This window comes from Spirochaeta isovalerica (assembly GCF_014207565.1).
GTDB classification, from domain to species: domain Bacteria; phylum Spirochaetota; class Spirochaetia; order DSM-2461; family DSM-2461; genus Spirochaeta_F; species Spirochaeta_F isovalerica.
Genome location: NZ_JACHGJ010000008.1, coordinates 42683 through 68963 on the forward strand (window position 1 = coordinate 42683; position 26281 = coordinate 68963).

A 26281-nucleotide genomic window follows, 5' to 3' on the forward strand; every position below is an offset into this window, starting at 1 on the left:
CGTTTTCCAAAAAACACCTCTAAATGTATTTAGCCTTTCATTTTTCTTAAGTCTTAACAGAAAATTAATACCTAATTCCGAATCCAGTATTGAGAATTAAAATAGATATTAAATACTTTTGATTTATTGTATCCCTGAAATTTGAATGCGTGATATAGGATTCTTCTGTCAAAAACAGTTCATTTTTGACATATCGCTCCAGTGTGTTCGAGATAATAAGGACATTTTTGACAACAAGTATGTGCTAAGGGGTTCTATAGACGTCTTCGCGGGAATGGAAGCCGTCGGCGATTACTGTGGAATCCATATCATCCTTGAAAACAGGGATCGGCTTCTCCACAAAATAGGGAATTTCCTTCGAACTGTTATTATCGATAAAACGATCCGGTTCGGGCATATTTCTTTCCGCCATAGCGACAGCCAGTTTCGCCGCCCGGGCGGCCAGATTCTGAATCGGTTTGTAAACGGTCATAAGCTGCTTGCCTTCAACAATACTCTGACAGGAAACCAGATCGGCATCCTGCCCGACGACCTGAACTTTACCGGCGAGCTGCCGTTCGAGGAGAAGGCGGACAGCTGCCTGGGCGATGAGATCATTGGCGGCAGAGACCGCCTGAACATCTTCAGTCTGATCCAGAAACTTACCGATCTCCACAAGAGCCTCATCATAACTCCATTGCTCGAGCCAGATTTCCCGGGCGATTCTGATATCTCCTTTGAGAACCAGCGGATCGAGGATCTCATGAACGCCGTTATTCACCTGATAACTGTTGTTGTCGTGAATGGAACCATTGACGATCAGATAGTTTCCCTCAGGAACTCTGGAAACCAGAGAAGAGGCCAGAAGCCTCCCGACTTCGTTATTGTCGAAAGAGACATACCCGGTTATGGGGACATCCATTATCGGCCGGTCGTAAGCGAGAACAGGGATCCCCCTGTCCAGAGTTTTCTGAATAACTCCGCTCAGCAGAGCCTTGTCCTGGGGGATAACCACAAGGACATCAATATCCTGACCGAGCAGATACTGTATCTGGGGTATCTGGTCCAGGGCGTTACCGGGGGATTTGGCGAAGATAACATCGGCCCCCAGCTCCCTGGCCGTATTCATGAATATTTTGATATCCCGGTCCCACCGCTCGAGGAGAAAGGTTTCCGAAGCGGCGGAAAAGCCGATTCGGATGGGCTGATCATCATCGGGTTTCTTTACTTTGCAGGACGGAAGAAGGAAAATAGAGAGAAGAACAACTGTAAAGACTCGCTGAATAATCACAATGAACCCCTTTTTTCAAGATCTGAAGGCGAAACTCCCATTATCTTTCTGAAGATACGGCTGAAGTAATTGGGATCCTGATATCCCACCATATAGGAAGCTTCTTTTATGGATAATTTCCTGTCACGCAGTAAAATGACCGCCTGATTGATGCGGAAACGGTTAACGTAATCGATAAATTTCGTGTCGAGATGCTCGGAAAAGAGCCGGCTCAGATAACTGGGGGAAACCAGACATTCATCAGCGACTGCCGTCAGCTGGATCTGACTGCTATAGTTTTCCGCGATATAGGAAAGGGCTTTTTTTAAGGGCTTGGGGTAACTCTGGCTCCTCTGCTTATCCAGCAGATCGAATAATTCCTTCGCCGCGACAGAAGCCCATTTTCTCCAGTCTTCCATATTTTCAAGGGGTATAATCTCTTCGGCGGGATCGATATTGAAATTGCTCCGGATCAGAAGATGATTATCCATATTCTGAAGGATAAGCGTAAAAAGACCTACCATTTTTCCTTTCGCTATATCAAAAGTGTAGTTTTTAAACACTTCGATCCAGTATTCCTTGAATAGATTTTCCCCTATGGCCCTTTCGGCAGTCAGAATCTCCCGGTAAACCTTGTGAATTCGCTTCTGTTCGCGGTTTCTGCCGTTGTTCTCCCCATTTTCATCGGAGAAAGGTTCAAAAGCCAGAGCGAATGAATCGGAAAGCTGATTAAAAGTGCGGAAATCCCCGGCGCCCAGAATAATATGATAGGATTCATAGGCAGAGAGGATTTCCCGGAACCTCTTTTCCAGATCTTTCATCTCCCTCTCTTCGGGGAAGAGAAGAAGAAGCTTATCGCCCAGATCAGCTGTATGGCACTTGTATTTGTAGCGGATTTTCCGGCTTATTTCATTGTAAATATCCTGACGGAGATCCATGGAGGCTCCGGGAATACCGCCCACCAGATAAATGGCCGACCGTTCACTGTTAACATCAAAGAGACGGCAGAACTCCTCCCATTTGTCTTTATCGGGATTCTTCCAGATAAGGCTGGAGAGAAAATCGCGCTTGAATTCCTCTTTCCGCTTTTCGAGGAATTCCTCCTCTTCCTCCTGGCTCTCGCTGATTTTCTTTCTCTCATCGAGGTGTTTTTTGACCTGTTTCAGCTCCTCCAGAATTTTCTGCCGAGATACCGGTTTGACAAGATAGCTGAAAACCCCCAGATGAATGGCCTTCTGGGCGATATCGAAGCGCTCGTATGCTGTCGCGAGAATAAATACCGTATGGGGAAAAAGGGGTTGAATCTGCCGGATTGCTTCAATTCCGTCAACGCCGGGCATTTGAATGTCCATAAAAACCAGATCGGGATTCAGTTCCCTGATAAGCCGCACCGCTTCCGTTCCCGACCGGGCTTTGCCGCAAAGCGTGAAATCGGAAACATATTTGCTGAATATAAAGGCGAAACTATCGAGAACAGGTTCTTCGTCATCGACGATCATAACTCGATACATGGTTCCACCTCCGTATTGATATTTATAATTATTTCCGTCCCCTCTTCGGGGCCGCTGATAATCTGAACTACATCTTTCTCATCGGGATAGAAAAAATAACAGCGCTGTATAACGTTTTCCAGACCCATAACCTTGGAACTGAGCTGGTAATCATGAGTGTGGGGTGTCAGCAGCGCCTGTACGGTTTTCTCGGGGATTCCGATGCCGTCATCCTTGACGGAAATCTTCAGAACAGGGAGCTCGTAATGGATCGAAAGAACGATGGACCCCAGACCTTCTCTGTTTTTAAAAGCGTGGAGCACGGAATTCTCCACAATGGGCTGGAGCATCATGGCCGGACAGCTGAACTGGTCGAGAAGCTCCTCCTCCACATCGAGTTCCAGCTTCAGCGTATTGGGAAAACGGATTTTCAGAATATTGAAATAGGATTTCAACCCTTCATATTCATGGCGGAGCGGGACGAAAAATTTCTTTTCCCGGATATTGAAACGGAAAAGCGCCGCAAGGTTTTCCATAAAATCCGCCGTTTTCTCCGCCTCCTCCACGATGGCCAGCTGAACCCCCGTGTTGAGGGTGTTGAAAAGAAAATGGGGATTCATCTGCGCCTGCATGGTGTAGAGTTCCATCCGCTTGAGCAGTTGCTCCATCTTCAGGTTCCTCACACGCTCAGTCATGATCTCCTGTTCGATATCCTTCTGCTTTTTCAGCTCGTCAATATAGTGGCTTATGCTGTTTTTCATTTCGTTGAATGCCGCCGCCACATGATTGATTTCATTAACCGAATGGAAGTTAACATCGGGAACGTCAAAATCACCGGCGGAGATTTTACCCGCCATGATGGAAAGCTGCAGCACCGGCGTTGAGATCGTATTGATATTTTTCATCAGCAGGGAATAGGCGAAAGCCATAATCAGCAGAATGAGTATGAGGCTGTACATCTGCACGGTCCGGAAGAGATCGAGGAAATTCCTGTATTCTCCCAGCTGCCGGCGGAAACCTTTCAGACTGACTTCATTGATACGCGCTGTAATGTAATTATAAAGGACCGACATCTCCTCGAAGGCATCGGTGTAAGCCTGGACTTTGCGGCCCCTTTTCAGCTCGATGATCTGATTGACCTGGAGAAGATAGGAATCGATAAGAAAATAGATCTCTTTTTTCAGCAACTCCAGCTCGTCCCGGCTCACCGGCCGGGATTGGGGCAAAGCATCTTTGAGAGTTTCCGTTGTATAGAGAAGCGTGGCCAGCGAAGAGGAGGAATAGATGGCCAGATAGGTTTCCAGAGGTTCCTGAATTTCATCGAGGAGCCCCTGCAGCTCGTGAAGATACTGTTCATCGGCGAAGCGTTGGTCGGCTATATCCTGAACAGCGAGGGATGCGGCGAAAATCATACCGAAGGAAAGAATGGTAAAGACCATGGACAGCAGGAAATAGTAAAGGAGTTTGGCCCTGAGGGAATTGCTTATGCGAAAGCGGATCACTTGTTTTCTCCTCCGGGCAACTTTCCGAGCAGAACGCTGATTCCCGTATCGACGTAAGCCGATGTGTATCCGTTGGTGCTGATTTCCTGGAGAGCCATTACGGCGCTGAAGCCGATGCGGAAGGGATTTCTGACAATGGTTCCCAGCATCAGACCTTTATTTATATATTCCTGGATCCGCTCATCTTCTCCGAATCCGATGACCTGGACGGAACCGACCATGTTGAGGTCGATTATGGCCTGTACGGCGACGAGCGTATCGTTGGGATCTGTCAGTATGATGATATCCAGATCCTCCCAGCCGCGGATCAGATCATAGGTCAGCCCTTCGGCATCAAGGGGATTGAGGCTCGTCAGCCTCGTATGCAGATTTCCGAGGCGGCTCCCCATTGTGGAATTGAGCCCCATCTCGATAAGATTGCTGTCGGTCATGAGCCCGGGGTTTTTTTCACTGTATACCAGGGCCATATTCAATTTTCCGTTACCGGCTTTCATGGCCAGTTTGCCCACGGCTTTTCCTGTCTCGAAGTTATTTGTTCCGATGAAAAAAGTCGTTTCGTCCCGGAGAATTTCATTTTCGATCTGAACGACGGGGATACCGGCTTCGGAAATCCGCGCCAGAGCGGCCAGGGTCCTGTCATCCTTGACATAGGGATAAATTCCGATACCGTCATAGCCCGAATTGACGACCATGTCCAGACTGAGAGGATCGTTGTCCAGCTCGTAAAAGGTGATGGCGCAATCCATGGTCTGCGAGGCATTGAGGGCTCCCTCTCTCAGTTTGCGGAAAAAGGAATAATTCTGGGAAGGAAGAAAGAAAGCATAGTGGTAGGTCTTCAGTGGCTGCGGCGTATTTTTCTCAAAAATGAGAAAGGGACTCTGCACGAGTTCAAGAACCGACAGCACCATAAATCCCAGAATGAGAGCGGCAAAAATGTTGGGAGCGTATTTGAAGAATCGATTCACTTCACAATCTTAAAAGCATTAGGGGGAATTGTAAAGAATCATTTCTGTGCTATCATAAGCCTATGTTTAATCTCTTAATTAGCCTGATCAGCCAGGGGGGGATGATTGCTTTTTTCAGTTTCGTCTTCTCCAAAGTTAAGATATTCGGGAAGATTTTCTCCAAATCCCGCATGTCATTTACCGACCGGCTCATCATCATATTATTTTTCGCGGGAATCGCAATTATCGGCACCTATACGGGAATACCCGTCCGTGGTGCGCTGGCCAATACCCGGGTCGTCGGAGTTTTCGTCGGGGGACTTCTCGGGGGACCTGTCGTGGGAATCAGCGCCGGAATTATCGCGGGAATGCACCGGTGGCTTATCGATTTAGGCGGGTTTACCGCCATTTCCTGCATGATTTCCACCATAGCCGAAGGGCTTATCGCTTCGCTGCTATGGAAATCCTTTCAGAAGAGCCGCAATAAATGGCTTTTCGCCAGTCTCTTCGGAGCCGGTGCGGAAGTTCTGCAGATGATCATCATTCTGCTCACAGCCCGTCCCTTTAATGAAGCGGTCGAACTGGTCCGCCTGATCGGCGTCCCCATGATTATCGGAAACGGTATTGCCATCGGCATGTTTATCGCCATCGCCGATTCCCTTTTCAGGGAAAGGGAACAGATCGCCGCGCGTCACTCCCAGAAAGTGTTGAAAATCGCCGAAAAGACCCTCCCCTTTTTCCGTCAGGGACTCAATGAGGAAACGGCACGGGAAGCAGCTTATATCATTCTGAAACAACTGAACCTGGCTGCCGTATCCATTACGGGCACCGATGCCTGCCTGGTTCATGAGGGGATGGGGAAAGATCACCACAAACCGGGAAGGTCGCTCAGGACCTCACTGACAAAAAGGGTTATAACCGAAGGGCGGTACCATATAGCCAGAATCAAAGAGGAAATAGACTGCTCCGATCCCGACTGTCCTCTCAAATCCGCCGTCATTGTACCCCTCAAATCGGGAGATGAAGTAAAGGGAGCGTTGAAACTCTACCGGAGCCGGGAATACGCCATAACCAGAGTCGATGTGGAAGTGGCTGTCGGACTGGCGTCCCTCTTCTCTCTACAGCTGGAGATCAGCCGGCTCGAGGAACAGTCCCGGCTTCTCAACCGGGCGGAACTGAAAGCGCTCCAGTCCCAGATTAACCCCCACTTTCTCTTCAATGCCATCAATACGGTAACCTCCTTCGTCCGGACCAAGCCGGAAAAAGCCCGGGAGCTGCTTCTCGATCTCAGCGATTACTACCGCTACCGGCTCCATGAACCGGACGCCTTTATCCCCCTGAGCCGGGAACTGGAACATATCCGGACTTATCTCGAAATAGAACAGGCCCGCTTTGATGACAGGCTGGAAGTGATTTTTCCCGCCGAAACTCCCCCGGCCGTATCGGTTCCTCCGCTCATCCTCCAGCCGCTTGTGGAGAACGCCGTCAAGCACGGAATCTCCGGAAAAGTGGAAGGCGGCAGAATATCCATTGAACTGGAAGAGAAAAAAGAAGGCGTAGTGATCCGGATCGAAGATAACGGCGCGGGGATGGACAAAGAGAAAGCCGCCGGTCTTCTTGACGGCAAGGGAAGCTCCGTAGGGCTTATCAATGTTCATCGGAGGCTCATCAATGCCTACGGCCCTTCATACGGCTTGAATATTAACAGCCGAAAAGGAAAAGGTACGACCTTATGGATGACCATACCATCAGAGTGATCGTCGCCGAAGACGAAATACCGGCCCGCGAAGAGATGGTCCATCTCCTTCAGAAAAACGGTTCGGTCGAAATTGTCGGAACGGCGGGGGATGGAGGAGAAGCACTAAAACTGATCCGCAGAGAGAAGCCGGATCTGGCTCTGCTCGATATCGAAATGCCCGGTATGACGGGAATGGAAGCAGCCAGAGAGGTTATACGCCATAACATACCCACCCGGATCATTTTCACGACAGCCTATAGTCAGTTCGCTCTGGAAGCGTTCGAAGTCAACGCCGTAGACTATCTTCTCAAGCCGATCCGCCAGAGCAAACTGGATACAGCTCTGGAAAAAGTAAAAGGCAGCCTTCCGGACCGTCAGGACGAAAGCCGCCATGCCTTGAAAGCCTTTCTCGATAACTATCTGGATAAAGATAAACAGCCCGTCCGTTTCCTATCGGTTTATCAGGGAGATAAAATCATCCCTCTGAAAATCAGTTCCATCCATTTTGCCGAAGCAAGGGGCCGTTTTGTCATAGTCGTTACCGATGAAGGGGAATTCCGGACCAATCTCACTTTTCATCAGGCCGAAGAGAAATTGCGGCCTCCGGAGTTTTTCAGCTGTCACCGTTCCTTTATAATCCGTCCCGAATCTGTGGAATCGATCGATCTATGGGTAAACAGCAGCTACCGGCTTAAAATGAAAGGATCCGGGACACCGGTTCCCGTAAGCCGCAGCCGCAAGGATGAATTCAAAGAACTGATGGGGATCTGATAGATCTACCGTTCATGCGCCTCTTCTTACCAATGGTGCAGGCCAGCAACAGCAAAGACCGCCATCGTGGCATCCTCCCTCTGAAACAAAACAAATTTCGGAGGAAAATTCATGGTAAGTTTTCTAACGGCCCTCGCCGTTCTCATCGTAGGTTATTTCACTTACGGTAAAGTTGTGGACAAGATTTTCGGCAGTGATGAAAAACGGGAAACTCCCGCCATCACTCTCAACGACGGAATCGACTATGTCCCCCTCAAGTGGTATAAAATTTTTCTGATTCAGTTTCTCAATATCGCCGGCCTGGGGCCGATCTTCGGTGCCATAATGGGAGCTCTCTACGGACCTGCGGCGTTTCTCTGGATCGTATTCGGTACAATCTTTGCCGGAGGTGTCCACGATTACTTCTCAGGAATGCTCAGTATCCGCCACGACGGAAAAAGCGTACCGGAAATCGTCGGCATATATCTCGGTGAAAAGATGAGAATGGTAATGCGGGTTTTCTCCGTAATCCTACTGGTCCTGGTCGGTACAGTATTTATGGCAGGTCCTGCGGGACTGCTGGCAAACCTGGGACTTACAGGTATTTTCGCCAACAAATGGTTCTGGCTCGGACTGATTCTGGTATATTACTTCGTAGCCACCATCCTTCCCGTAGATAAGCTTATCGGGAAAATCTATCCTCTTTTCGGTCTGGTGCTCCTGATTATGGCCGTCGGAGTCGGCGGCGCCCTTATTTTCGGAAAAATGCCCATCCCTGAAATCGAGCTGACAAATATGCATCCCAAGGGTCTTCCCCTCTGGCCCATGCTTTTTATCACAATCGCCTGCGGCGCCATTTCCGGATTCCACTCCACCCAGTCCCCGCTTATGGCCAGATGCCTTCCCAATGAAAAATACGGAAGAAGAGTTTTCTACGGAGCCATGGTCGGAGAAGGTATTGTCGCTCTTATCTGGGCTGCTGCAGCCATGACATTCTTCAACGGCGGAATTGCCGGCCTGGCGGAAACTGTTGCTGCCGGCGGCGCGGGTCTCGTGGTCAACAAAATATCAATCGGTATGCTCGGAACAGTGGGCGGAATGCTGGCTATTCTCGGTGTAATCGCCGCCCCTATCACTTCGGGAGATACGGCTTTCCGTTCCGTCAGACTGACAATTGCCGACGCGCTGGGCATGAAACAGGAAGGAATCAAAAGCAGACTTCTCGTCGCTCTTCCCATCTTCGCGATCGGTTTCGCACTGAACTTCATCGATTTCTCTATCATCTGGAGATACTTCGCATGGTCAAACCAGACTCTGGCTACGATCGTTCTCTGGACAGCGGCGGTTTACCTTGTGAAGAAAGGGAAATTCCACTGGATAGCAACGGTGCCTTCGGTTTTCATGACGGCTGTTGTAACAACTTACATACTTCAGGCACCTGAAGGACTCAAACTTTCCACATCCATTTCCTACCCTGTGGGAATCGTGGTTGCCGCGGGGCTGTTTGTTCTCTTCCTTCTCAAGGTCGTAAAAAAACAGGCTCCCGCATTGCAGGAAGCCTGATATAGAAACTTTCACCGGAGGCTGCCCTTTTCATGGGCAGCCTCTTTTTTTTTACTGAATAACATTATCCAGAACAGATTGCTCGCTTTCGGAAAAGAAATCCGTCAGATTGATGATAATGATCATCCTGTTTCCGACCTTTCCGATCTTCTCGATAAACCGGGCATCGACATTTTTGGAAAATTCCGGCTTCTCGCTTAGATTTTCCGGAGTGATGCTCAGGACATCAGAAACGGAATCGACAATGAATCCTACAGTCCGGCTGCTGTTTTCATCTCCCGTCTCGGCAATGATGACTATAGTATTGGAGTCCAGTTCCTCTTTCTCCAACTTGAATTTAATTCGCAATTCATAGAGGGGAATAATATTCCCTCTCAGATTTATAATTCCGGGGATGTACTTTGGCACACCGGGGATTCGAGTGAGATTGGGCAGAGAGATGATCTCCTGAACGGCCAGTATGGGAACTCCGTATTCTTCATCAGCTACGGAAAACACAACAAACTGGTTGGAAATATCCATGTTCAATTGGGAGACGAGAAGATCCTCCTCTTCATCATCTGCTTTGCCGGTCTCTATTGCCCCGTCCCGCGTCTTATTATCGTAATTTTCACTCATGATGCCAAACCTCCTTAGAATTCGGAAAAATCTGATTCGTCGGCAAGAGAACTGAACGTCTCATAGGCGGAATCGCCAGATGCCCTGTTTTCTTTATCTGCTCCGGATTTTTCCTCAACGAGCGCAACTCCTGTTGACTGAAGCTTTTTCCTGTTCTCAATAGCTTTGTAGGTATTTTTCCTGTTCAGTTTAAAGAACTGCATAACCGTATTGAGTTCCTGAGCCTGGGAAGACAGTTCTTCCGTTGAGGAAGCGGCTTCTTCGACCAGAGCGGCATTCTTCTGAGTATTTTCATCGAGACTGGATAATGTCTTATCAATCTGATCAACGCTGGACAACTGCTCCTGGGATGAAGCGGAAATCTCTCCGACCAGAGCGGTGACCTTCTTTACCGCCGCATTGATCTCATTGAGCGTTTCTCCCGCTTTGTTGGCGATTTCAACGCCTTCATCAACCTTTTTATTGCTTGTCTTAATGATTTCCGCAATTTCCGCCGCAGCTTTATCGGACCGCTTGGCAAGCTTTCGCACCTCTACGGCGACAACGGCGAATCCTTTCCCCTGCTCGCCCGCTCTGGCGGCCTCGATGGAAGCGTTAAGAGCCAGCAGGTTGGTCTGGAAGGCAATGTTGTTGATAACTTCAATGATATCGGCAATCCGCGTACTGAACACGCTGATTTCATTCATGGACGTAACCATGGTATTGACAGCTGCGGTTCCTTCGCCCGATTTCTCCAGGGCGTCCCGGGACAGCTGATCGGCCGATCCGGTATTGTCAGCATTGGAACGAATTGAAGAATTCATTTCTTCAATGGCGGATGAGGTTTCCTCCAGAGCCGTGGCCTGCTGTTCCGTACGGGTCGACAGATCCTGGTTCCCCGAAGCCAGCTGCTCGCTGGCCGAAGCAATCTGCTCGGCTCCCGATGCGACCTGGGAAACGATTTCCGTCAGTTTATCGCGCATGTTCCGCAGAGCCTGGGCCAATTCACCCAGTTCATCCTTCTGAACCACGTCGAGCTGGGCGGTCAGTATACCTTTGGACAGCTCAACGGCGAAGACAACACCTTTCTTCAGTGCCGTGGTAATAATATTGGTCAGGAAAAAGGCTACGATTACGGCTATGACGAGAGCAACGATAAGCCCTATAATAACAATCAGAACCGATCTTGAAATATCGGTGACTGCTTGAGCCGTTATCTCCTCAGTGGTGGAAATCCCCTGAATAGCCACATTTTTCGAAGCTTCCAGAACCTGGTCGGCCGACTGGTTTCTCTGAGCATTCAATTCAGCAAGATCGCTGTACCCCCCCATGATACCGTTCATGACATTCATGTACTGGCGCGCTGAAGAGGATATATTGTTCAACTGCCGGATATTCGCATCTCCAGTTGTTTCTGCAAGGATATTTTCGACAATAGTGAACACCTCGCCAAAGTTTTTTATAGCCTCGGTCATCAGCGCCGAATCATTGAACAACTGTCCTTTGAAGTTTGCCACGCGAAGGGCATTCCCCAGATCCAGAACTCTGTTCAACTCGACTATTTTATTAAGCCTGTTTTTCAGTGCAGCGGGGCTTTCATCTTCATCGAACATTTCTATCAGCTTGGTTTGCTGATCATTCAGATAGGCATTACAGTTTTGCAGGAAAAGTGCGGCGCTGCTATCCGCCTGTGTGCGGTAAGACAGTATTTCGTCCACATGGGTCTTAGTCTCTTCAACCAGTTTCCCGTAAGTTTCAGCTTCCTCTTTGGCCGTAGCTGTCCCGCTTTTCAGCACTGTCAGGTTTTCATAGGTTTCGGCGTGTTTTTCCGCATCACCGATATATTTCATGACCTGGGCATAATTGTCCTCTCCCTCTTTCAGATAGGATTCTTCGAAAGTGAGAGAATACCCGCGGATGCCGTACATTGTCAGCAGAGAATAGCGCTCGACATTATTGGCAATAGCGACTTGAGGAACATATTCTTGTTCGAGACGGGTTGAAGCCGTCTGGATCTGCCGCATATTGAAAATGGCCAACAGCCCGACCACTGCGACGAGCATAATTACCATACCGAACCCCAAAGCCATTTTTAAACCGAGTTTCAAATTTTTAAACATACAGACCTCTCATTCCCGAAATGAGCCGTGCATACTTTTTCATTCCAGCCTCCGACGATTATTTTGTTTCTGAGTCTAATTATAAGATTTAAAAACCTGATTTGCGAATTCAGGGAATGAAATACCGGAAGAGAATTACAGATCGTTCTTTTTGCACCATTCTTTATAAGACTGGAGATCAGCGTGAACCTGGCTCAGAACCAGGCCGATTATTAAGACATCGTCAACATTACCCAGGACGGGAATGATATCGGGTATGAGATCAATGGGATTGACAAGATAGATCAGGGCTCCGAGGATGACGACAATCGATCCCACAGGGATCTCCCGGTAGCGTCCCGAAGTGTAATCCTTCATTAGCGCGAAAAGGAGCTGAAGGTCTTCCCAGACCTGGGCTAAAGGTCCGCTTCTCAGCTTGAATGCCGCGCTCATGGACTTATTGAGAATTTTCTCCGTCTCTTTTTTATCACCAAGAATTTCTTCCGCTTCGCTTTTCGCCGCTTTGAATCCTTTATGGATATCTTCTATTTTTTCATCGGAATCATAATTATCGCTCATAGAATACCTCATTATTTTTTTACAGTATAACGGGAAAAACAATTAGAAAAAAGGATTCGCTTATTCTCTCTCTTTCATCGTGCTGTCGTCTGGAACAACGAAAAACGCTATGTCATCAATGCCCTGATCCAGAAGATCGAACCGGTTTTTCTGGGAACCGATGTTGAAGAGAAGCTGACAGACTGGGCTGAGGAGCGGGCTCTGGCCAACATATCCAAGGCGCCGGACAATGCAGAAGTCATTCCGGGAATGACCGTAGGAGAAGATATAGGATATCTAGATTCGGTATGCATGAGAAAGTGGAAAAGGTCATACGTCCCGGCAAAAGCTACCGGACCACATCACTCTGAAAGGGCTTCGCTTCTCTGCCGGAGCCTTTTATTAAGGGCCTGCCGGCTGATCCCCAACAGTTCCGCCGCTTTCCCCTGGTGATAGTCCGCTTTTTTCAGAGCTTCATCAACCAGCAGGTTCTCTGCTTCCTTGAGCGTCGGAAAGTCCCTGCCTCCGAATAAAATGGACTTCCCGTCTCCGCCGGGCGCTTTCTCTCCGGGGATCTGATCGATTTTATCGGCCAGGCTTTCCGCCGACAGTTCACCGGCAGACATGGTTACGGCATGCTGAATAATGTTCTGCAGTTCCCGCACATTTCCGGGAAAGCTGTAACTCTCCAGAACTTTGATAAAGCCCGGGGAAATTACCGGAACGGGAATGGAGAGATCCTCGCAGCTGAGGGCTACGAAGTGCTCCGTTAGGAGAACAATATCGCCGTACCGCTTTCTCAGCGGCGGAATGTTAATATTGTGAGTTTCAAGCCTGTAATAGAGATCCTTTCGGAATTTCCCTTCGTAAACCATGGCCTGAAGGTCGCGGTTGGTCGCCAGAATTATCCGGGCATCGCTGTACTGGAGCCTGTCGTCTCCCCCCTGGCGGAATTCCCTTTCCTGAATAAAACGGAGAAGCACGCTCTGAGCTTCCAGACTGAGATCCCCTATTTCATCGAGAAGAAGGGTGCCGCCTTTTGCGGCTTTGACAAGACCGCCCCTGGTATCTTCAGCGCCGGTATAGGCTCCCTTCACATGTCCGAAGAGAGCGTCAGTCAGCATTATATTGTCGTGAAATGACACATCGAGAGGGATGAACTCACCTTCGCAGCCGCACAGTGTGTGAAAAGCTCTGGCGAAAAGTTCCTTTCCTACCCCTGTTTCCCCTGTGATGAGCACAGGCTGTGACGTATGGCGGATGGCTTCCATATAATGAAAAATCCTGTACATGGCGGGATTTTCCGTAATGATGGAAGCAAAAGCTTCGGGACGGTCGAGATCATCTTTAAAAAACTGCCTTTTCAGCAGGGTAAAGGAGGAGCGAAGCTCTCCCATTCTCAAGGCGTTTTGAACTGAAACGGTAACGCGGCCGATATCATTCGGTTTGGCCAGATAGTCGAATGCTCCGTTTTTCATTATTTCAACGGCTGTAGCCACATCGTTCTGACCGGTTATAATGATAACAGGAAGAAGTGGTCTCTCTTTTTTAATTGTTTTCAGAATTTCGAGACCGGATATTTCGGGAAGGTTCAAATCGAGAAGGACGACATCCCCTTTGCCTGACTGAATGTATTCAAGCCCCTCTATGCCTGAGGAAAATGTCTCAACCGAGTTGAAACCATCGGACTGGAGAACCATCTCCAGATTGACAAGGATCGGCTTATCATCATCAATTACAATAATGGTCTGATTGCTGTCACTCATTAGATCATTTAAACGAGCTTTTTAATCTGTCCTATCAAGTCGTCAAAACGATAGGGTTTCATAAAAAAAGCGTCGATTCCCACCTCTTTTTCATCTTTATGGTTCAGCTCTTCACTGAATCCGGTGCAGAGAATGCGGGGAATGGCACTTCTGATTCCGATAATATTCTTCAATAACTCAATTCCGGTCATTTTCGGCATAACCTGATCGGTTATGACGATATCAAAATCATCGGGATCCCGACAGAAGGCATCGAAAGCTTCTCTGCTGTCTTCATAAGTATCGACAATAAATCCCTGCATCTCCAGAAATTCAGCTGCCATGGAGCAGATAACCTCTTCATCATCTACAAAAAGAATCTTACTTTTACCAACATGAGACATAATGAACCTGCGCAACCGGAAGTGTCCGGAATCACTGATTACATTGCAATTATCATGCCGGATCGATCTGTTCGCTCATGGTGTTTTCCTGGGCCGTACCGGGAAAAACCAGCAACAATTATTGCCTTTAAGCATCTATTGTTGCACTCAGAACATCGTCTATAACCTGCCGAATTTCCTTTTCTCCAGCCGGTTTGCGAATGAAGCCCTGGATGCCGATCTCTCTCATTCTGTTTATTTTCTCCTCTGCTGTAAACCCCGTTTCCACGATAACGGGAATGGCGGGCTTAATCTTTCTGAGACCGATAAGGCAGTTCAATCCGTCCATCCCGGGCATAACAACATCGAGAATGACGAGATCTATGGTCCGGCTGTGTTCAGAAAAGACATCGAGAGCTTCCCTGCCGTCCTGTGCGACATAAACATGAAAGCCTGCGTCCGTAAGCATATCCATTACGGGTTTGCGGATGAGTTCCTCATCATCGACGAGCAGAATCGTCCCCTCTCCCCTGGAACTGAGGTAGGTGTCGGGGACAAAATGGCTCTCGGCTTTCTTACCGACCAGGTAGAAATAGAGATGAAAGACCGTCCCCTTTCCCGGTGCGCTCTCGACTGAAATCGAACCTTTATGCTGCTGAACCATAGTATAAACAGCTGTCAGCCCCAGTCCCGTCCCCTTTGTCTTCTGTTTCGTCGTAAAAAAAGGTTCAAATATTTTCCCCAGATGATCCTGATCGATCCCCGAACCGTTGTCGCGGACCGAAAGATGAATATAATCCCCCGGTTCCAGGTCGAACGGATCCTTTTCACAGCGCTTTTTATCGAAAGTCACAACTTCCGTTTTTACGGTTATCACACCCGAATCGGAATCAATCGCATGGGAGGCGTTGATGCAGAGGTTCAGCACGGCGTTTTCAATACGGGACGTATCACCGACAATGGCATCTTCTCCATCGCACAAATCAATATTCAGCTGGATGCTTTTGTCCAGAGTGCTTCTCAAAAGCTTTTCCGTTCTCCTGATGGAATCATGAAGCGAAATGATATTGAGAAGCTGGGGTTGCTTTCGGGAAAAAGACAGGAGGTTGCGGGTCAGTTCCGCCGATCTCTGTACAGCTTCATCAATAATGGAAAGATAACGTTCAGCCAGGTCATCCCCGGGTATTTTTTTTCGCAGCATCATGGAAGCCGTCATAATTCCCGTCAGCATGTTGTTGAAATCGTGGGCGACTCCCCCGGCGAGTTGACCGATTGCCTGCATTTTCCGACTCTGTTCGATCTGTTCCTGCAGATCGAGATCACCGGAGATGTCTTTTTTAATGGAAACAAAATTGATAATGCTGCTGTTATCTTCACTGATGACAGGGGATATGACACTCTCCTCCGTATAGAGAGAACCGTCTTTGCGTCTGTTTTTCATCTGTCCCGACCAGCTCTGACCGCCTTTTATGACATCCCACAGATCGCGGTAAAATTCATTGTCCTGCTCTCCGCTTTTCAGCAGATTCGTTTTCCTTCCGATCACTTCCTCTCTGGAATAGCCGGTCATGACGCAAAAAGCGGGATTCACATATTCGATCATGCCTTCGGAATCGGAAATCAGTATGGCTTCCGCCGCGTGCTCGATCGCTGAGAGAAACTGCTTCAGTTCATGCTGGGCGTCTTTATAAGCGCTTATATCGGAATGCGTGCCGAGAACCCGCAGAACATCTCCTCTGTCATCCCTCCCGGTTACGACAGCTCTGGCATGGATCCACAGCCATGAACCGTCCTTTTTCCTGAACCGGTATATCATGTCGAATTCCTGATCAAGCCCTGAAGAAAAATCCAGAAGCCCCCTGTCGACAACAGGAAGATCATCCTGATGGATCCGGCTCCTCCATTCCTCTACGGACCCTTCAAATTCTCCCGGTTCGTATCCGATCATGCGGTAGTAATTGGAATCCAGATAGAACTTACCCGATTTGTAATCCCACTCGAAATAGCCGTCGTTCGCCACCGCCAGAGCTTTGGTTTTCCGTTCATTCTCCTGTTTAAGCTTTTGCTCGATCTGATAGCGGTCCTCCTCCCGGAGAATGAGAACACCGGCAAACCAGCCGATTACGGTAAATATCAGAGTCAGAGGAACAGATGCGCTTTTTATCAGATCGGAAAGGATGAGCTCGCCGGGCAGAAAAATCATTGAGATCAGATATATATGTGTGGAAAACAATCCGGCTGCTGCGAAAAGAACAAAAAAATGCGGTTTTTTCTTCTTTTTTCTTCTGAGATAAATGTTCCTGATCAAAATGCCCAGAAGAAAAGCCATGACAATGGAAGCCGCCCCGGCAAAAATCCCCTCACCTCCGAGAAGAATCCTCGTGAGCAGACAGCTCGCCGTTACAATCAATGAAGCGGGGATTCCCCCGAATACCGCCGCATAAACAATGGTGATAATCCTGGCATCGATAATAATTCCGGGAAGCATCACTATGGGAGAGAGCATGGAGGCGATTGCGATCAGCGAGAAGAGAATCCCCGTAAAAAGTTCCTTTATCCGGTGCGAATACCGGCTGAGATGCCGCTGATGAATCCCGTAAATGAATGAAAGAGATATAACCAGTGCTGCGAGTCTGATGAAATCGGTGAGAAAGGACATATATATATCATATCCTGAAAATTCCAGAGAGCCAGTCTTTTTTTACCAATAGAGAAACAAAAGTTGCAGTATGGCAAAAGCAGTTGCTGTTTTTGTACAGCCGAAAAGTTTCTCAAGGGGAAAAAGCGCACTGAGAGAACATGGCACAGCGCTTGCATATAATATTGCGCAACTATGAACACAGGAGTGAAAGTCATGTATGCTGTCGCAGAAAAAGCCAATGATCCTTTAAAAACTTATCTGAACCAGATATCCCGTTTTCAATTACTGACCTTTAATGACGAACAGGAGCTCTTTGCTGAACTGGTAAGCCTGAAGAATACTCTTGCGGAGCTCGCCGAAGCGGAAAAGAGTGCCGATGTCAGTCAGACATATCTATCGGGAAGGAAAGAGTCCTGTCATGCCAGAATTAAAGAGCTTAAAGACCATATGGTGAATTCCAACCTGAGGCTCGTCGTTTCCATAGCCAAAAAATATCAGCACAAAGGGATGTCTCTCCCGGATCTGATTAACGAAGGCAATATAGGATTGATTCTGGCTCTGGACCGCTTTGACTATACAAAGGGATTCCGCTTCTCCACTTACGCCACATGGTGGATCAAACAGGAAATAACCAAAGCTCTGAGCGAAAAGGTCCGTTCTATCCGTCTTCCCGTATACATGAATAATAAGATCAAGCATTTTAAAAGCGTTTTCGATCATCTCACTCAGGATTTCGGACGGGAACCCACTATGGCCGAACTGTCCCTTTTTATGGATATTCCCGAAGAAAAAGTCTGCGAGCTCTTCACCTGCATGAACGATATAACATCATTGGACAGCGTTCTGGAAAGCGACCACAAATCGGACCTGCTGGATTTCCTTATCGATGATTACTCAAGCGGTTTTGTCGACGATTTTTTCCGCAAGGAAATGTGTGAAACCCTCAACAGAGAACTGGCGTCTCTGCCCGAAAGAGAACGGCGCATTATCGAAATGCGCTTCGGCCTGAGAGGACAGGAGCCCCACACTCTGGATACAGCAGGCAAGGAACTGGGTATTACAAGAGAAAGAGTCCGCCAGATTCAGGTCAAAACGATAAATAAGTTAAAAAATTCCGAAAGAATCGGCAGTTTTTTTGCTTAAAACTGTTTAATCCAGTAATATTTGATGAGTATGAAGAAAAAAGCTCTACTCATCATCGACGGTAACAATACAGAAGAAGAAACGGAGCAGATTCAGCAGAAATTGAAGGATATGGCCCGATGGCTTGATATCCGGCTGCTGGTCCGCTCCGAAGATATATCTCTCGATAAACAAGCCGACAGTTTCTTTTCCTCCCCTTCTTCAGCAGAGCTGCATGAAAAAGACTGGAGCCTCATTGGAGAAAATGAAGAACATCTTTTTTTCATTCTCTATGTGGATATGGATTACGAATGGGATCACAGTCTGGAAGAATTGTGGCGCGAGCGCATAGAAGATTACATTTGCAGTTCCGAGCTCGGTGAAGAAGCCGTCTGGAAGCTTTTCTGCGGCAACGATCATTCCAGGAAAAGAATTTATATAACGCCGGTCCGCAAAGACAATCTCAACGCCATAAAAAGCACATTCCGCATTTTTCTCAATAAACAGATGGACAATATTAGAGAGAAGGACAAGCGTGATGTGGAGTTAAGATATTACCTTACGGCCCGGAAGCTTCTTTACAAAAGCGGCGACAGCAGCGAAAGACTGATTCCCGCGTGCAGCAATATATACAAACTGGCGGATTCACTGAAAAAAGAAAGATTGTATATCTCCTCAGAGGTTCTGGCATTGCTGCCCGATAATCTGAGAAACAATTTGAAAGAGACAAAAGAAGAAGGAGATCTTTACTCCTACTCCTTCAACCTCTTAACATAAAATGGATTCCCGGACAAAGCTGCCGGAAAAGGCGAAGCGCTTGTACATGCCATAAAACATTCCATCGGAAATATAGAATTTTCTCACGAGATTATTCACATTAACCGGAACGTGTTTCCATATGTTCTCATCAATAACAAGAGAGTCTCCGCGGCCGAACTTCTTCTCAAATTCAGTAAGCCTGTCGGTAATGGTCTGTTTGTCCCTGTCGTCTTTGTGTGCCGGAATGCTCAATCCCACCAGTTTGACCGCTGCAGGGTCTCCCAGCGAATTGTGGAAGAGATTGTACTCCTCAAGCCAGGAAATGAAACTGAGCGTTCCGTCGAAAAGATCACAGCTTCCCTCGTCAGGTTCTCCCGGAAAGCTGAAATAGAGAGCATCACCCTCCTGTGCCAGGAGTTGACCGGAAACAGTTCCGAACAGGACTTTGGCCTCTTCCAGAATGATCCGGACCTGCTCTTCGAAAGGTTCGCCGTATTGAGCCAGCTTGTCGGTACTCGAGACTATATCGAGTTTCAGATAAATTGATACAGGGCTGGCAGGCTGCCTTTCTCTCAGTCTTTTGCGGCTGACGCGGGCAAAGCCTGTCAGATTATAGGCCTTGCCGTGGAAGATCCCGCTATCGTGAATGTCAGCCATGCGGCTGTAGAGTTTCTCAAGCTGCCTGTCGTTAACATGGCCTGTGAGAATCTGAGCTTTGTCCAGTTTGGATAGAGCGACCGAATGCTTAACATTGCCGAGTTCGTGAATGGTCTCCCTGAAAACGTCCAGAGCCAGTTCCTCCAGGGGAATGGAAGAATTCTCCAGAATCTTTCTCAATTGGTTACGCATTTTACTTTCTCTTAATATAAACTTTTTTAATTCTGCTTCTTCCTATGAAGTACAACTTCATTATCGGATGCGGAAGAGCATAATTTTAGATAATATAACCCTATCCTATTTACCGGATCGGGGAAATAGGCCGTTTGGTCTATTTCCTCCTTTTTTTAGCCGCTCCGCCGCCGCTTCCGCCATAGGCGATCATGATTCCCAGTATAAATCCGAGATTGTAGAGATTGCCTTTATTGTGAACCTCATAGACATTCACCTTGTCGTTGAACAGGGAAATAATGAAGGTGATAAAGGATATGCAGCCATGCCAGAGGCCCATCCAGAATCCAGCCAGTTCACCGGAACCATCGGCGGAACCGACCATTCCATTGGGACCGGGCGCACAGGAAACAAGTATTGATGCCGCTGCGACGGCGGCGGCAATCAAAAAGATATGAGATTTTTTCATTTTCACACTCCTGAGTAGAATTGTAACGCACGCAAAGCGTTGCAAATATAAAAATTATATTAAATATCTTTTGAACTTAAGCGGTTCACTTCTTCAAAAGCATTTTGTAAATCAACAAGAACGGGGTGGTCCGGTTCATCCTTCATAAAGACGTTGAGCATATCCATGGCTCTGGTCATACAGACATAGATAAGGTTCCTGAGCATTTTTTCACTGGTTTCGCCGTTGAAGCTCTCCTCATTCGCCGGGAACAGCCGCGGAAGGAAGAGCAGCACAACTGGCATATCCAGACCTTTTCCCGAGTGAAAGGGCGAAATCCTGATCTGTCCGGAATTGAGGAAATCAAAGGCATCATCCTTGATGTTGATCGTATCATACCCGCTCTCATAAACCATGCGGGCCACTTTCTTTTCCATGACCGAATTGGCGACCAGTATGAATATGTTTTCCGGGTCGTATTCCAGAACATCTATGAGAAAGTGAATCCTTCTTGTGAGGAGCGTATAGAGCTCGGCGGTTTCCGGAGCTGTAAAGAGCTCCGGCTGGGGGCCGTCGCGGAAAGCGGAACTCTCATCGCCGTCCTCGCCGCTGCGGAAGCGCAGAGCCAGATCGTGAATGGAATGAGTGCTTCTGAAATTCGTCCTGAGAAAGGAAGTCCGCCCCTGGATTTTCAACCCCGACCGACTGTAGGGAGGCTGAATGCTGTACAGGCTCTGCCCCAGATCTCCGGCGAGAATGACCCCTTTCCGGACTGTTTTCTTGAGGATTCGCAGTTCCTGGGGTGAGAGATCCTGAGCTTCATCGACAAAAATCGTATCGATTCCCCCGGGTTCGGCGCACGATTCAATAATGCTGCGGCTGAATCCCCGGGAAAGGCGGCCCGATGAAAGCATCTCCTCTTCCATTTTCTCCTTGATCTCCCAGACAAGGACCCTCTTCGCTGTACTCAGCGGAACGGACATTCCCCGCCTGTCAATGGCGAGGTCGATATATTCCTCGCGGGTCACTCCGTTCCAGTACAGGAAATCCTCCACCTCGCAGAGAAGCTGTTTCCAGTCTTCAAAGAGGGTCTGGTCATTGTGCCTGCGGCAGAGTTCCTGCATGATTTTGTAATCGATCACCCCTTTTCCCGTCTCGCGCAGCAAGCCGTTGAGATAAGCATCGACCGTACCGATCATATCATCGGTCCGCGAGTCGAGCTTCATGATTTTTGTTATATACCGATTGTATTTGACCAGGGTTTTGGTATAAGCGAGCAGAACGAATGAACCGTCATTCCAGAGTGATTCGTTGCGGTCGATAATGGCTTTCCGCATGGATTCCAGAAGGAGAAAAGTCTTGCCCGTTCCGGCGGCTCCCCGTATGAGGTAATCGCTTTCCAGGTCGATCCGCCCCAGAACCTCCTTCTGCTCATTGGTCAGGCGGATCAGACTTCTTTCATAATCAAGGCGGGTCCTCGTATAGGCGACCATCCGCTTGAGGTTGTAACTGTAGGTAGCGATGGATTTATATTTTTCGAGCTGCTTTTCCTTATCCCGGAGCTTTTCTTTCAGTTTGAACCGCTCGTCGCGCAATTTCTTGTTCCGTTCCGCCGCGGCGCTGTCCTTCTTTTCATAGAGAGCCAGCTGACTGTTGAGAACGTCCATCTGCAGGAGCATCTCATCGTATTCGCTTTTTTCCGCCTGCCACTGTTCCAGTTGTTCCAGGAGTTTCCGATTTTCCCGCTGGGAACGGAAAATATCCCATTTGAGCTTCCGGAGCTCATCAATTTCCACTTTGCGCGACCGCCGTTCGTTCCAGTGTTCCAGCGTCCCTTCCAGCTGGGCGAGAGCCGCCCCTTCATTGATCCGGCAGAGCCGGCAGAACTGAAGAAAAAGAAAGGTGGCCTGAGTGGCTTCGGCAGATGTAAAATCCTTGAACTCATGACGGACTTCATTGGTTATTCTATGCTCACGGGCTATTGCCCTGAAACATTTGAGATCTGAATTGAAATGTTCATACTCCTGTCCGATATAATCGCCGAGCTTCATAATATTCCGCCCGAAATCGCCGTAACCCGTTTCGGTATAATCGATGGGGGCCTCTTTTTTCAGATAGCTTTCCATATAGGAATGAAGGGCCAGAATGTAGAATCCGGGATCCGATCCGGCGAGATTGACCAGGCGTTCGATAGCGGGCATGATGTTGGAACCTCCGTCCTTATTCTAGTATGAGAAGGGCCGGAATCACAACTCTTTCATCAGGCGGTCCGATTCGACCTTAACCATCTTCATATCCTTTCTGTCGAGTCGGTCCAGGGAAAAAAAGGATTTGTTGAAAAGCGGTGCCAGAATACGGCAGGAATCGCTCCAGGAGCTGTTTGCCGATGAGAGCAGACTGAAGAAATCCTCGACGGGAACGATTGCGAGAGACTGATGGCCCAGACGCCTTCTCCCCCTGGTCCGGAGCTTCCGGTAGATCTTGTGGAGATGTCTCACTTCCGCTTTCTTGGCCGCGCTTACAGTCTCACCCTGATCGATTGCTGAGAACAGACCATCCAGAGGTCCGCCATCCCCGCCGGTTCCCTTTCTCTTCAATTGTCTGAAGGGTTTGAATAAAGATTTCAATGTCCTGAGAAATCTGAGGAATCCCCTCAAAAGGGTCCTGTAGTATTCCCGGAAGGTAGGGTTTTGTCTCTTTCGGAAAAACAGAGGAGCGAAGAGAGGATAGAAGATAAAATAGACGATTAAAAGGGCGATAAAACCGAGTAGAATATATCCCAGTACATCAAATATCTTTCGAATTAACACAAAATCGATTTTCCGGACTTCCCACAACGCCTGTAAATCCTCCAGTCCATCGGGGGACGCATCGGCCTGATCCGGAATCGATAGGGGCACCTCTCCCATTTCCCTTTGCATGGAGAAAGATAAAAGCCAGCGGTAGAACCGGAGCAGGACCTCCGGTCCCGGCCAGGCTCTGTCTCTGAGGAAAAACAATGAGACAAGAAAGGCCGGAACCATAAGGAGAGCTGTCGATCCATGGCCGTTTCGGGTGATATCGCCCTCTGCAAACCCCTCTTTCTCCATTTCCAGCTGATAGAGATGCTTTCGAAGAAAGATGATCATAATTATATCAGCGGTGAACCCCGCTGCCGCCGGCAGTGTCGCGAACCGGGGTAATTCCGCAATCTGCAGACTGATGATCATAGCGGCTTTGAAAAGCAGGAGGGTTATTATTATCACCAGGGATTTACCGATGTGGATATAAGTCAGGCGGACAACACCCGCTACCGGATGGAACCTCAGCGACTGGAAAAGAACAGTCAGATAGGTTTGGATCAAAGCCGCCAGGAGCGGCAGGGCCAGATATAACCTGTAGGGATCGAAGCCTGTGACCAGAAGCGCCGCCAGAAGGGAAAGTATTATAAGGGCGAAAATAATCCTGTCGGTAAAAGCATTTCCCAGATCCTCAAACTCGAAAAGATTGTTCCGGCAGTAGGGATTGAAAAACAGGACTCCGACGAAAATCAGAATTATAAATACGAGTGGATAAATCCAGGGTAAGAGCAGAAAATCCCGGAAGAGAGAATGAAAGAACAGCACCGGTGCCAGCATGGAGAAAAAGGGATAGAAAAAAGAGAGCAGCGTTATGGCGGGGCTGTCGTTCTCCCTGGTCATGAGAAATACTCCTTTCCATATTCGCTGAGAGTGTAGACCCGGCAGAAAGGCGGAACATCAACAGGAAGAGAGCCCCCTGTGGCAATAAGCTGAACTTCGGCCCTGCGGCGGCGGAGGATTTCCATACCGCCGGCAAGCTCCCCTTCCAGTGAGGGAACAAGCAGAGAAATATGAGCGCCCGTTTCAATACCGATTCCCCGGCTCATCATGTAATCGATAATGGATTCCTCTCCCTCCTCATCGGAAAAAGCGACCTGGGCCAGTTCCTCCAGGAGGGTGACGACATGGCCGAATCCCCGTCCGAAGGGGATATAAAGGGGATCAGCCGATCCTCTGACGAGCAGAGAGATTTTCTGCCCCGCTTCTCCATAAGAGAGAATCAGAGACACCGCTGCCTCAATAGCCCGTTCGAGAAGAATATGACGGTGTTTCAGGGGATAACGGGAAACTGTAATATCGAGCAGAACCAGCAGCGGGGCATCAAGGGTAAAGGAAAACTCCATGGTTTTCAGTTTCCCCGTTCGGGCCGAAGCTTTCCAGTTTATTCTTTTCAGCGAATCTCCCGGCCTGTAATCGCGGATTCCCTTGAGCTGATTCAGATCTTCATGGATCAGACTGGGGGATTTGATTTTTCCGCCTCTTTCTCCCTCGGCAAGCAGAAGAGGAAGAGGATGTCCTGCCGGGTAAACCACAATGGAACTGTAGAGGGGAAATATTTTCTCCCAGGGAAAGAAGTTGAGCGGATCGGAACCTTTCACGATCACAGGTCCCGCCCTGTATTTGCCCCGGGTCCTTGTCAGAACGGGACAGGAATAGGTTCGGGAGCTCTTTCCCGGAATCGAGGTGAGGAAAGTCCCAGTTTCAGAGGCATAACAGCCGGAAGCCCTGTCGAGGAGGAGAATTCGGCTAATGGGCAGGAATCCCCTGTTTGTCACGGTAAACTCTGCGCTCTCATTGCTTCCGTTGGGGCAGAATTGAGTCTCCCTCCCCCTTTCAACGGCCAGGGACAAGCGCATATAAAGGGAAATAAAAAAGGAACTGCTGAAGAGCAGGATGAAAAATGCTGAGACAAACTGTATTGCCTTAAGCGGAACGAAAAGAAGGAGACATAAAAAAACAAAAAGAGGAAACAGGCTGATTCGGTTCATTTCAGGGGAACCGGGGGCACTTCGACTCGATTCAACAGGGTTTCCAGCGCTTCTTCCGTACCGATACCCTTTATCTGATGTTCCGCCTTGACCAGCACCCTCTGACGCATAATGGGCATGAATACGGATTGAATATCTTCGGGGACAACATAGTCCCTGCCTTCAATGGCCGCTTTGGCCTGAGCGCCTTTGTAAAGGGCAAGGGATCCCCGGGGGGAGATACCTAGGTGAAATAGAGGATTACTGCGGGATTCTTCAACCAGATCAAGAATGTAATTGCGCAATTCCGCCGAAACATGGATCTGCACAACTTCGGCCCTGTATTTCTGCAGTTCTTCCAGCGATGAAACCGCCTCGAGATCGTTGACCGGATGGGTCAGCCGTCTCTGGCTTTCCAGAATCATGGCTTCAGCATCCCTTGAGGGATAGCCGATATTGACTGTCATGAAAAAACGGTCTTTCTGAGCCTCCGGCAGGGGAAAGGTTCCCTCGAACTCGGCGGGATTTTCCGTAGCGAGAAGAAAAAAGGGATCGGGAAGCGGTCTGATTTCCCCTTCGATGGAAACCTGAGATTCCGCCATGGCTTCGAGAAAAGCCGACTGGGTCCGGGGCGTCGCCCGGTTGATTTCATCGACCAGCAGCACATTGGAGTGGATGGGACCGGGCTTGAAAGTGAATTTTTCCTCGCGGCTGTTGTATATGGAAACTCCGAGAATATCGCCGGGAAGGAGATCGGGTGTAGCCTGGATGCGGTTGAAAACACCGCTGAGACTTGCCGCCACAGCCCGGGCCAGTATGGTTTTTCCCAGTCCCGGAACATCTTCGAGGAGAACATGGCCGCCGCAGAGCAAAGCCGTCAGAATCTGGTCGACGACCTCATTCTTGCCGTAAAAAACTTTACCCGTATTGTTCCGGATTCTTTCTGCCCATGACCCTATTCCGCTCATACTCTTTACCCCGCAGGTTGGTTCTTTTTTCCAATGAAGTATAAACTTTCCTGTGTGCCCTGAAAAGAAAAAAACTGTTATAGTATTAAA

The 26281-nt window shown here is 48.5% G+C and carries 21 protein-coding genes; 5 read left to right on the forward strand and 16 right to left on the reverse strand.

Going from position 1 to position 26281, the window contains the following annotated elements; all coding sequences use genetic code 11:
• Positions 1 to 244: 244 nt before the first annotated feature.
• From HNR50_RS17250 to HNR50_RS17265, 4 genes are read right to left on the reverse strand one after another with little or no spacing between them, the layout of a single operon-like run.
• The gene (locus tag HNR50_RS17250; RefSeq protein WP_184748043.1) at positions 245 to 1270 is read right to left on the reverse strand and encodes a substrate-binding domain-containing protein; all 1026 of its coding nucleotides are present in this window, start codon (positions 1268 to 1270) and stop codon (positions 245 to 247) included.
• Complete coding sequence (locus tag HNR50_RS17255) at positions 1267 to 2760, reverse strand: response regulator transcription factor (protein ID WP_184748044.1); 1494 nt, start codon at positions 2758 to 2760, stop codon at positions 1267 to 1269. Before HNR50_RS17255 ends, HNR50_RS17250 begins: the two co-directional genes overlap by 4 nt.
• Entirely contained in the window at positions 2745 to 4241 is a 1497-nt protein-coding gene (locus tag HNR50_RS22785) for a histidine kinase (RefSeq protein ID WP_184748045.1), read from the reverse strand. The genes HNR50_RS17255 and HNR50_RS22785 overlap by 16 nt, the downstream gene beginning before the upstream one ends.
• A complete protein-coding gene (locus tag HNR50_RS17265) occupies positions 4238 to 5206 on the reverse strand; it encodes a substrate-binding domain-containing protein (RefSeq protein ID WP_184748046.1) in 969 nt (322 codons plus the stop codon). The genes HNR50_RS22785 and HNR50_RS17265 overlap by 4 nt, the downstream gene beginning before the upstream one ends.
• A 62-nt stretch (positions 5207 to 5268) precedes the next feature.
• Here HNR50_RS17265 and HNR50_RS17270 point away from each other — a divergent pair, with 62 nt between their 5' ends.
• The 3 genes from HNR50_RS17270 to HNR50_RS17280 all read left to right on the forward strand — a co-directional run bounded on the left by HNR50_RS17270 (position 5269) and on the right by HNR50_RS17280 (position 9236).
• Complete coding sequence (locus HNR50_RS17270) at positions 5269 to 6942, forward strand: sensor histidine kinase (RefSeq protein WP_184748047.1); 1674 nt, start codon at positions 5269 to 5271, stop codon at positions 6940 to 6942.
• Entirely contained in the window at positions 6918 to 7694 is a 777-nt protein-coding gene (locus HNR50_RS17275) for a LytR/AlgR family response regulator transcription factor (RefSeq protein ID WP_184748048.1), read from the forward strand. The genes HNR50_RS17270 and HNR50_RS17275 overlap by 25 nt, the downstream gene beginning before the upstream one ends.
• 111 nt (positions 7695 to 7805) lie before the next feature.
• A complete protein-coding gene (locus HNR50_RS17280; RefSeq protein ID WP_184748049.1) occupies positions 7806 to 9236 on the forward strand; it encodes a carbon starvation CstA family protein in 1431 nt (476 codons plus the stop codon).
• Positions 9237 to 9287: 51 nt separating this feature from the next.
• Here HNR50_RS17280 and HNR50_RS17285 read toward each other — a convergent pair whose 3' ends face one another.
• From HNR50_RS17285 to HNR50_RS17310, 6 genes are all read right to left on the reverse strand, one after another.
• Entirely contained in the window at positions 9288 to 9854 is a 567-nt protein-coding gene (locus HNR50_RS17285) for a chemotaxis protein CheW (protein WP_184748050.1), read from the reverse strand.
• A 14-nt stretch (positions 9855 to 9868) separates the two neighbouring features.
• Positions 9869 to 11953 (reverse strand): methyl-accepting chemotaxis protein, encoded by a 2085-nt coding sequence (locus tag HNR50_RS17290; RefSeq protein WP_184748051.1) that lies wholly within the window; start codon positions 11951 to 11953, stop codon positions 9869 to 9871.
• Positions 11954 to 12088: 135 nt separating this feature from the next.
• On the reverse strand, positions 12089 to 12511 hold the full coding sequence (locus HNR50_RS17295) for a YkvA family protein (protein WP_184748052.1): 423 nt from the start codon (positions 12509 to 12511) through the stop codon (positions 12089 to 12091).
• 341 nt (positions 12512 to 12852) lie between these two features.
• Entirely contained in the window at positions 12853 to 14256 is a 1404-nt protein-coding gene (locus HNR50_RS17300) for a sigma-54-dependent transcriptional regulator (protein ID WP_184748053.1), read from the reverse strand.
• Positions 14257 to 14264: 8 nt separating this feature from the next.
• Entirely contained in the window at positions 14265 to 14639 is a 375-nt protein-coding gene (locus HNR50_RS17305) for a response regulator (protein WP_184748054.1), read from the reverse strand.
• A gap of 127 nt (positions 14640 to 14766) precedes the next feature.
• A complete protein-coding gene (locus HNR50_RS17310) occupies positions 14767 to 17277 on the reverse strand; it encodes a PAS domain-containing protein (protein WP_184748055.1) in 2511 nt (836 codons plus the stop codon).
• A gap of 174 nt (positions 17278 to 17451) precedes the next feature.
• Between HNR50_RS17310 and HNR50_RS17315 the strand changes: the two genes are divergently transcribed.
• Both HNR50_RS17315 and HNR50_RS17320 read left to right on the forward strand, forming a co-directional pair.
• Entirely contained in the window at positions 17452 to 18402 is a 951-nt protein-coding gene (locus HNR50_RS17315; protein WP_184748056.1) for a sigma-70 family RNA polymerase sigma factor, read from the forward strand.
• Positions 18403 to 18432: 30 nt separating this feature from the next.
• Complete coding sequence (locus HNR50_RS17320; protein WP_184748057.1) at positions 18433 to 19158, forward strand: hypothetical protein; 726 nt, start codon at positions 18433 to 18435, stop codon at positions 19156 to 19158.
• Here the strand turns inward: HNR50_RS17320 and HNR50_RS17325 are convergent.
• From HNR50_RS17325 to HNR50_RS17350, 6 genes are all read right to left on the reverse strand, one after another.
• Complete coding sequence (locus HNR50_RS17325) at positions 19150 to 19989, reverse strand: hypothetical protein (RefSeq protein ID WP_184748058.1); 840 nt, start codon at positions 19987 to 19989, stop codon at positions 19150 to 19152. The two genes, HNR50_RS17320 and HNR50_RS17325, sit on opposite strands and share 9 nt — an antisense overlap.
• Before the next feature lie 139 nt (positions 19990 to 20128).
• Complete coding sequence (locus HNR50_RS17330; protein ID WP_184748059.1) at positions 20129 to 20437, reverse strand: hypothetical protein; 309 nt, start codon at positions 20435 to 20437, stop codon at positions 20129 to 20131.
• A 59-nt stretch (positions 20438 to 20496) separates the two neighbouring features.
• Entirely contained in the window at positions 20497 to 22617 is a 2121-nt protein-coding gene (locus tag HNR50_RS17335; protein ID WP_184748060.1) for a 3'-5' exonuclease, read from the reverse strand.
• Positions 22618 to 22662: 45 nt separating this feature from the next.
• A complete protein-coding gene (locus HNR50_RS17340; protein ID WP_184748061.1) occupies positions 22663 to 24096 on the reverse strand; it encodes a hypothetical protein in 1434 nt (477 codons plus the stop codon).
• Entirely contained in the window at positions 24093 to 25244 is a 1152-nt protein-coding gene (locus HNR50_RS17345) for a DUF58 domain-containing protein (protein ID WP_184748062.1), read from the reverse strand. Before HNR50_RS17345 ends, HNR50_RS17340 begins: the two co-directional genes overlap by 4 nt.
• Positions 25241 to 26191 (reverse strand): AAA family ATPase, encoded by a 951-nt coding sequence (locus HNR50_RS17350; RefSeq protein WP_184748063.1) that lies wholly within the window; start codon positions 26189 to 26191, stop codon positions 25241 to 25243. The genes HNR50_RS17345 and HNR50_RS17350 overlap by 4 nt, the downstream gene beginning before the upstream one ends.
• Between the last annotated feature and the right edge of the window lie 90 nt (positions 26192 to 26281).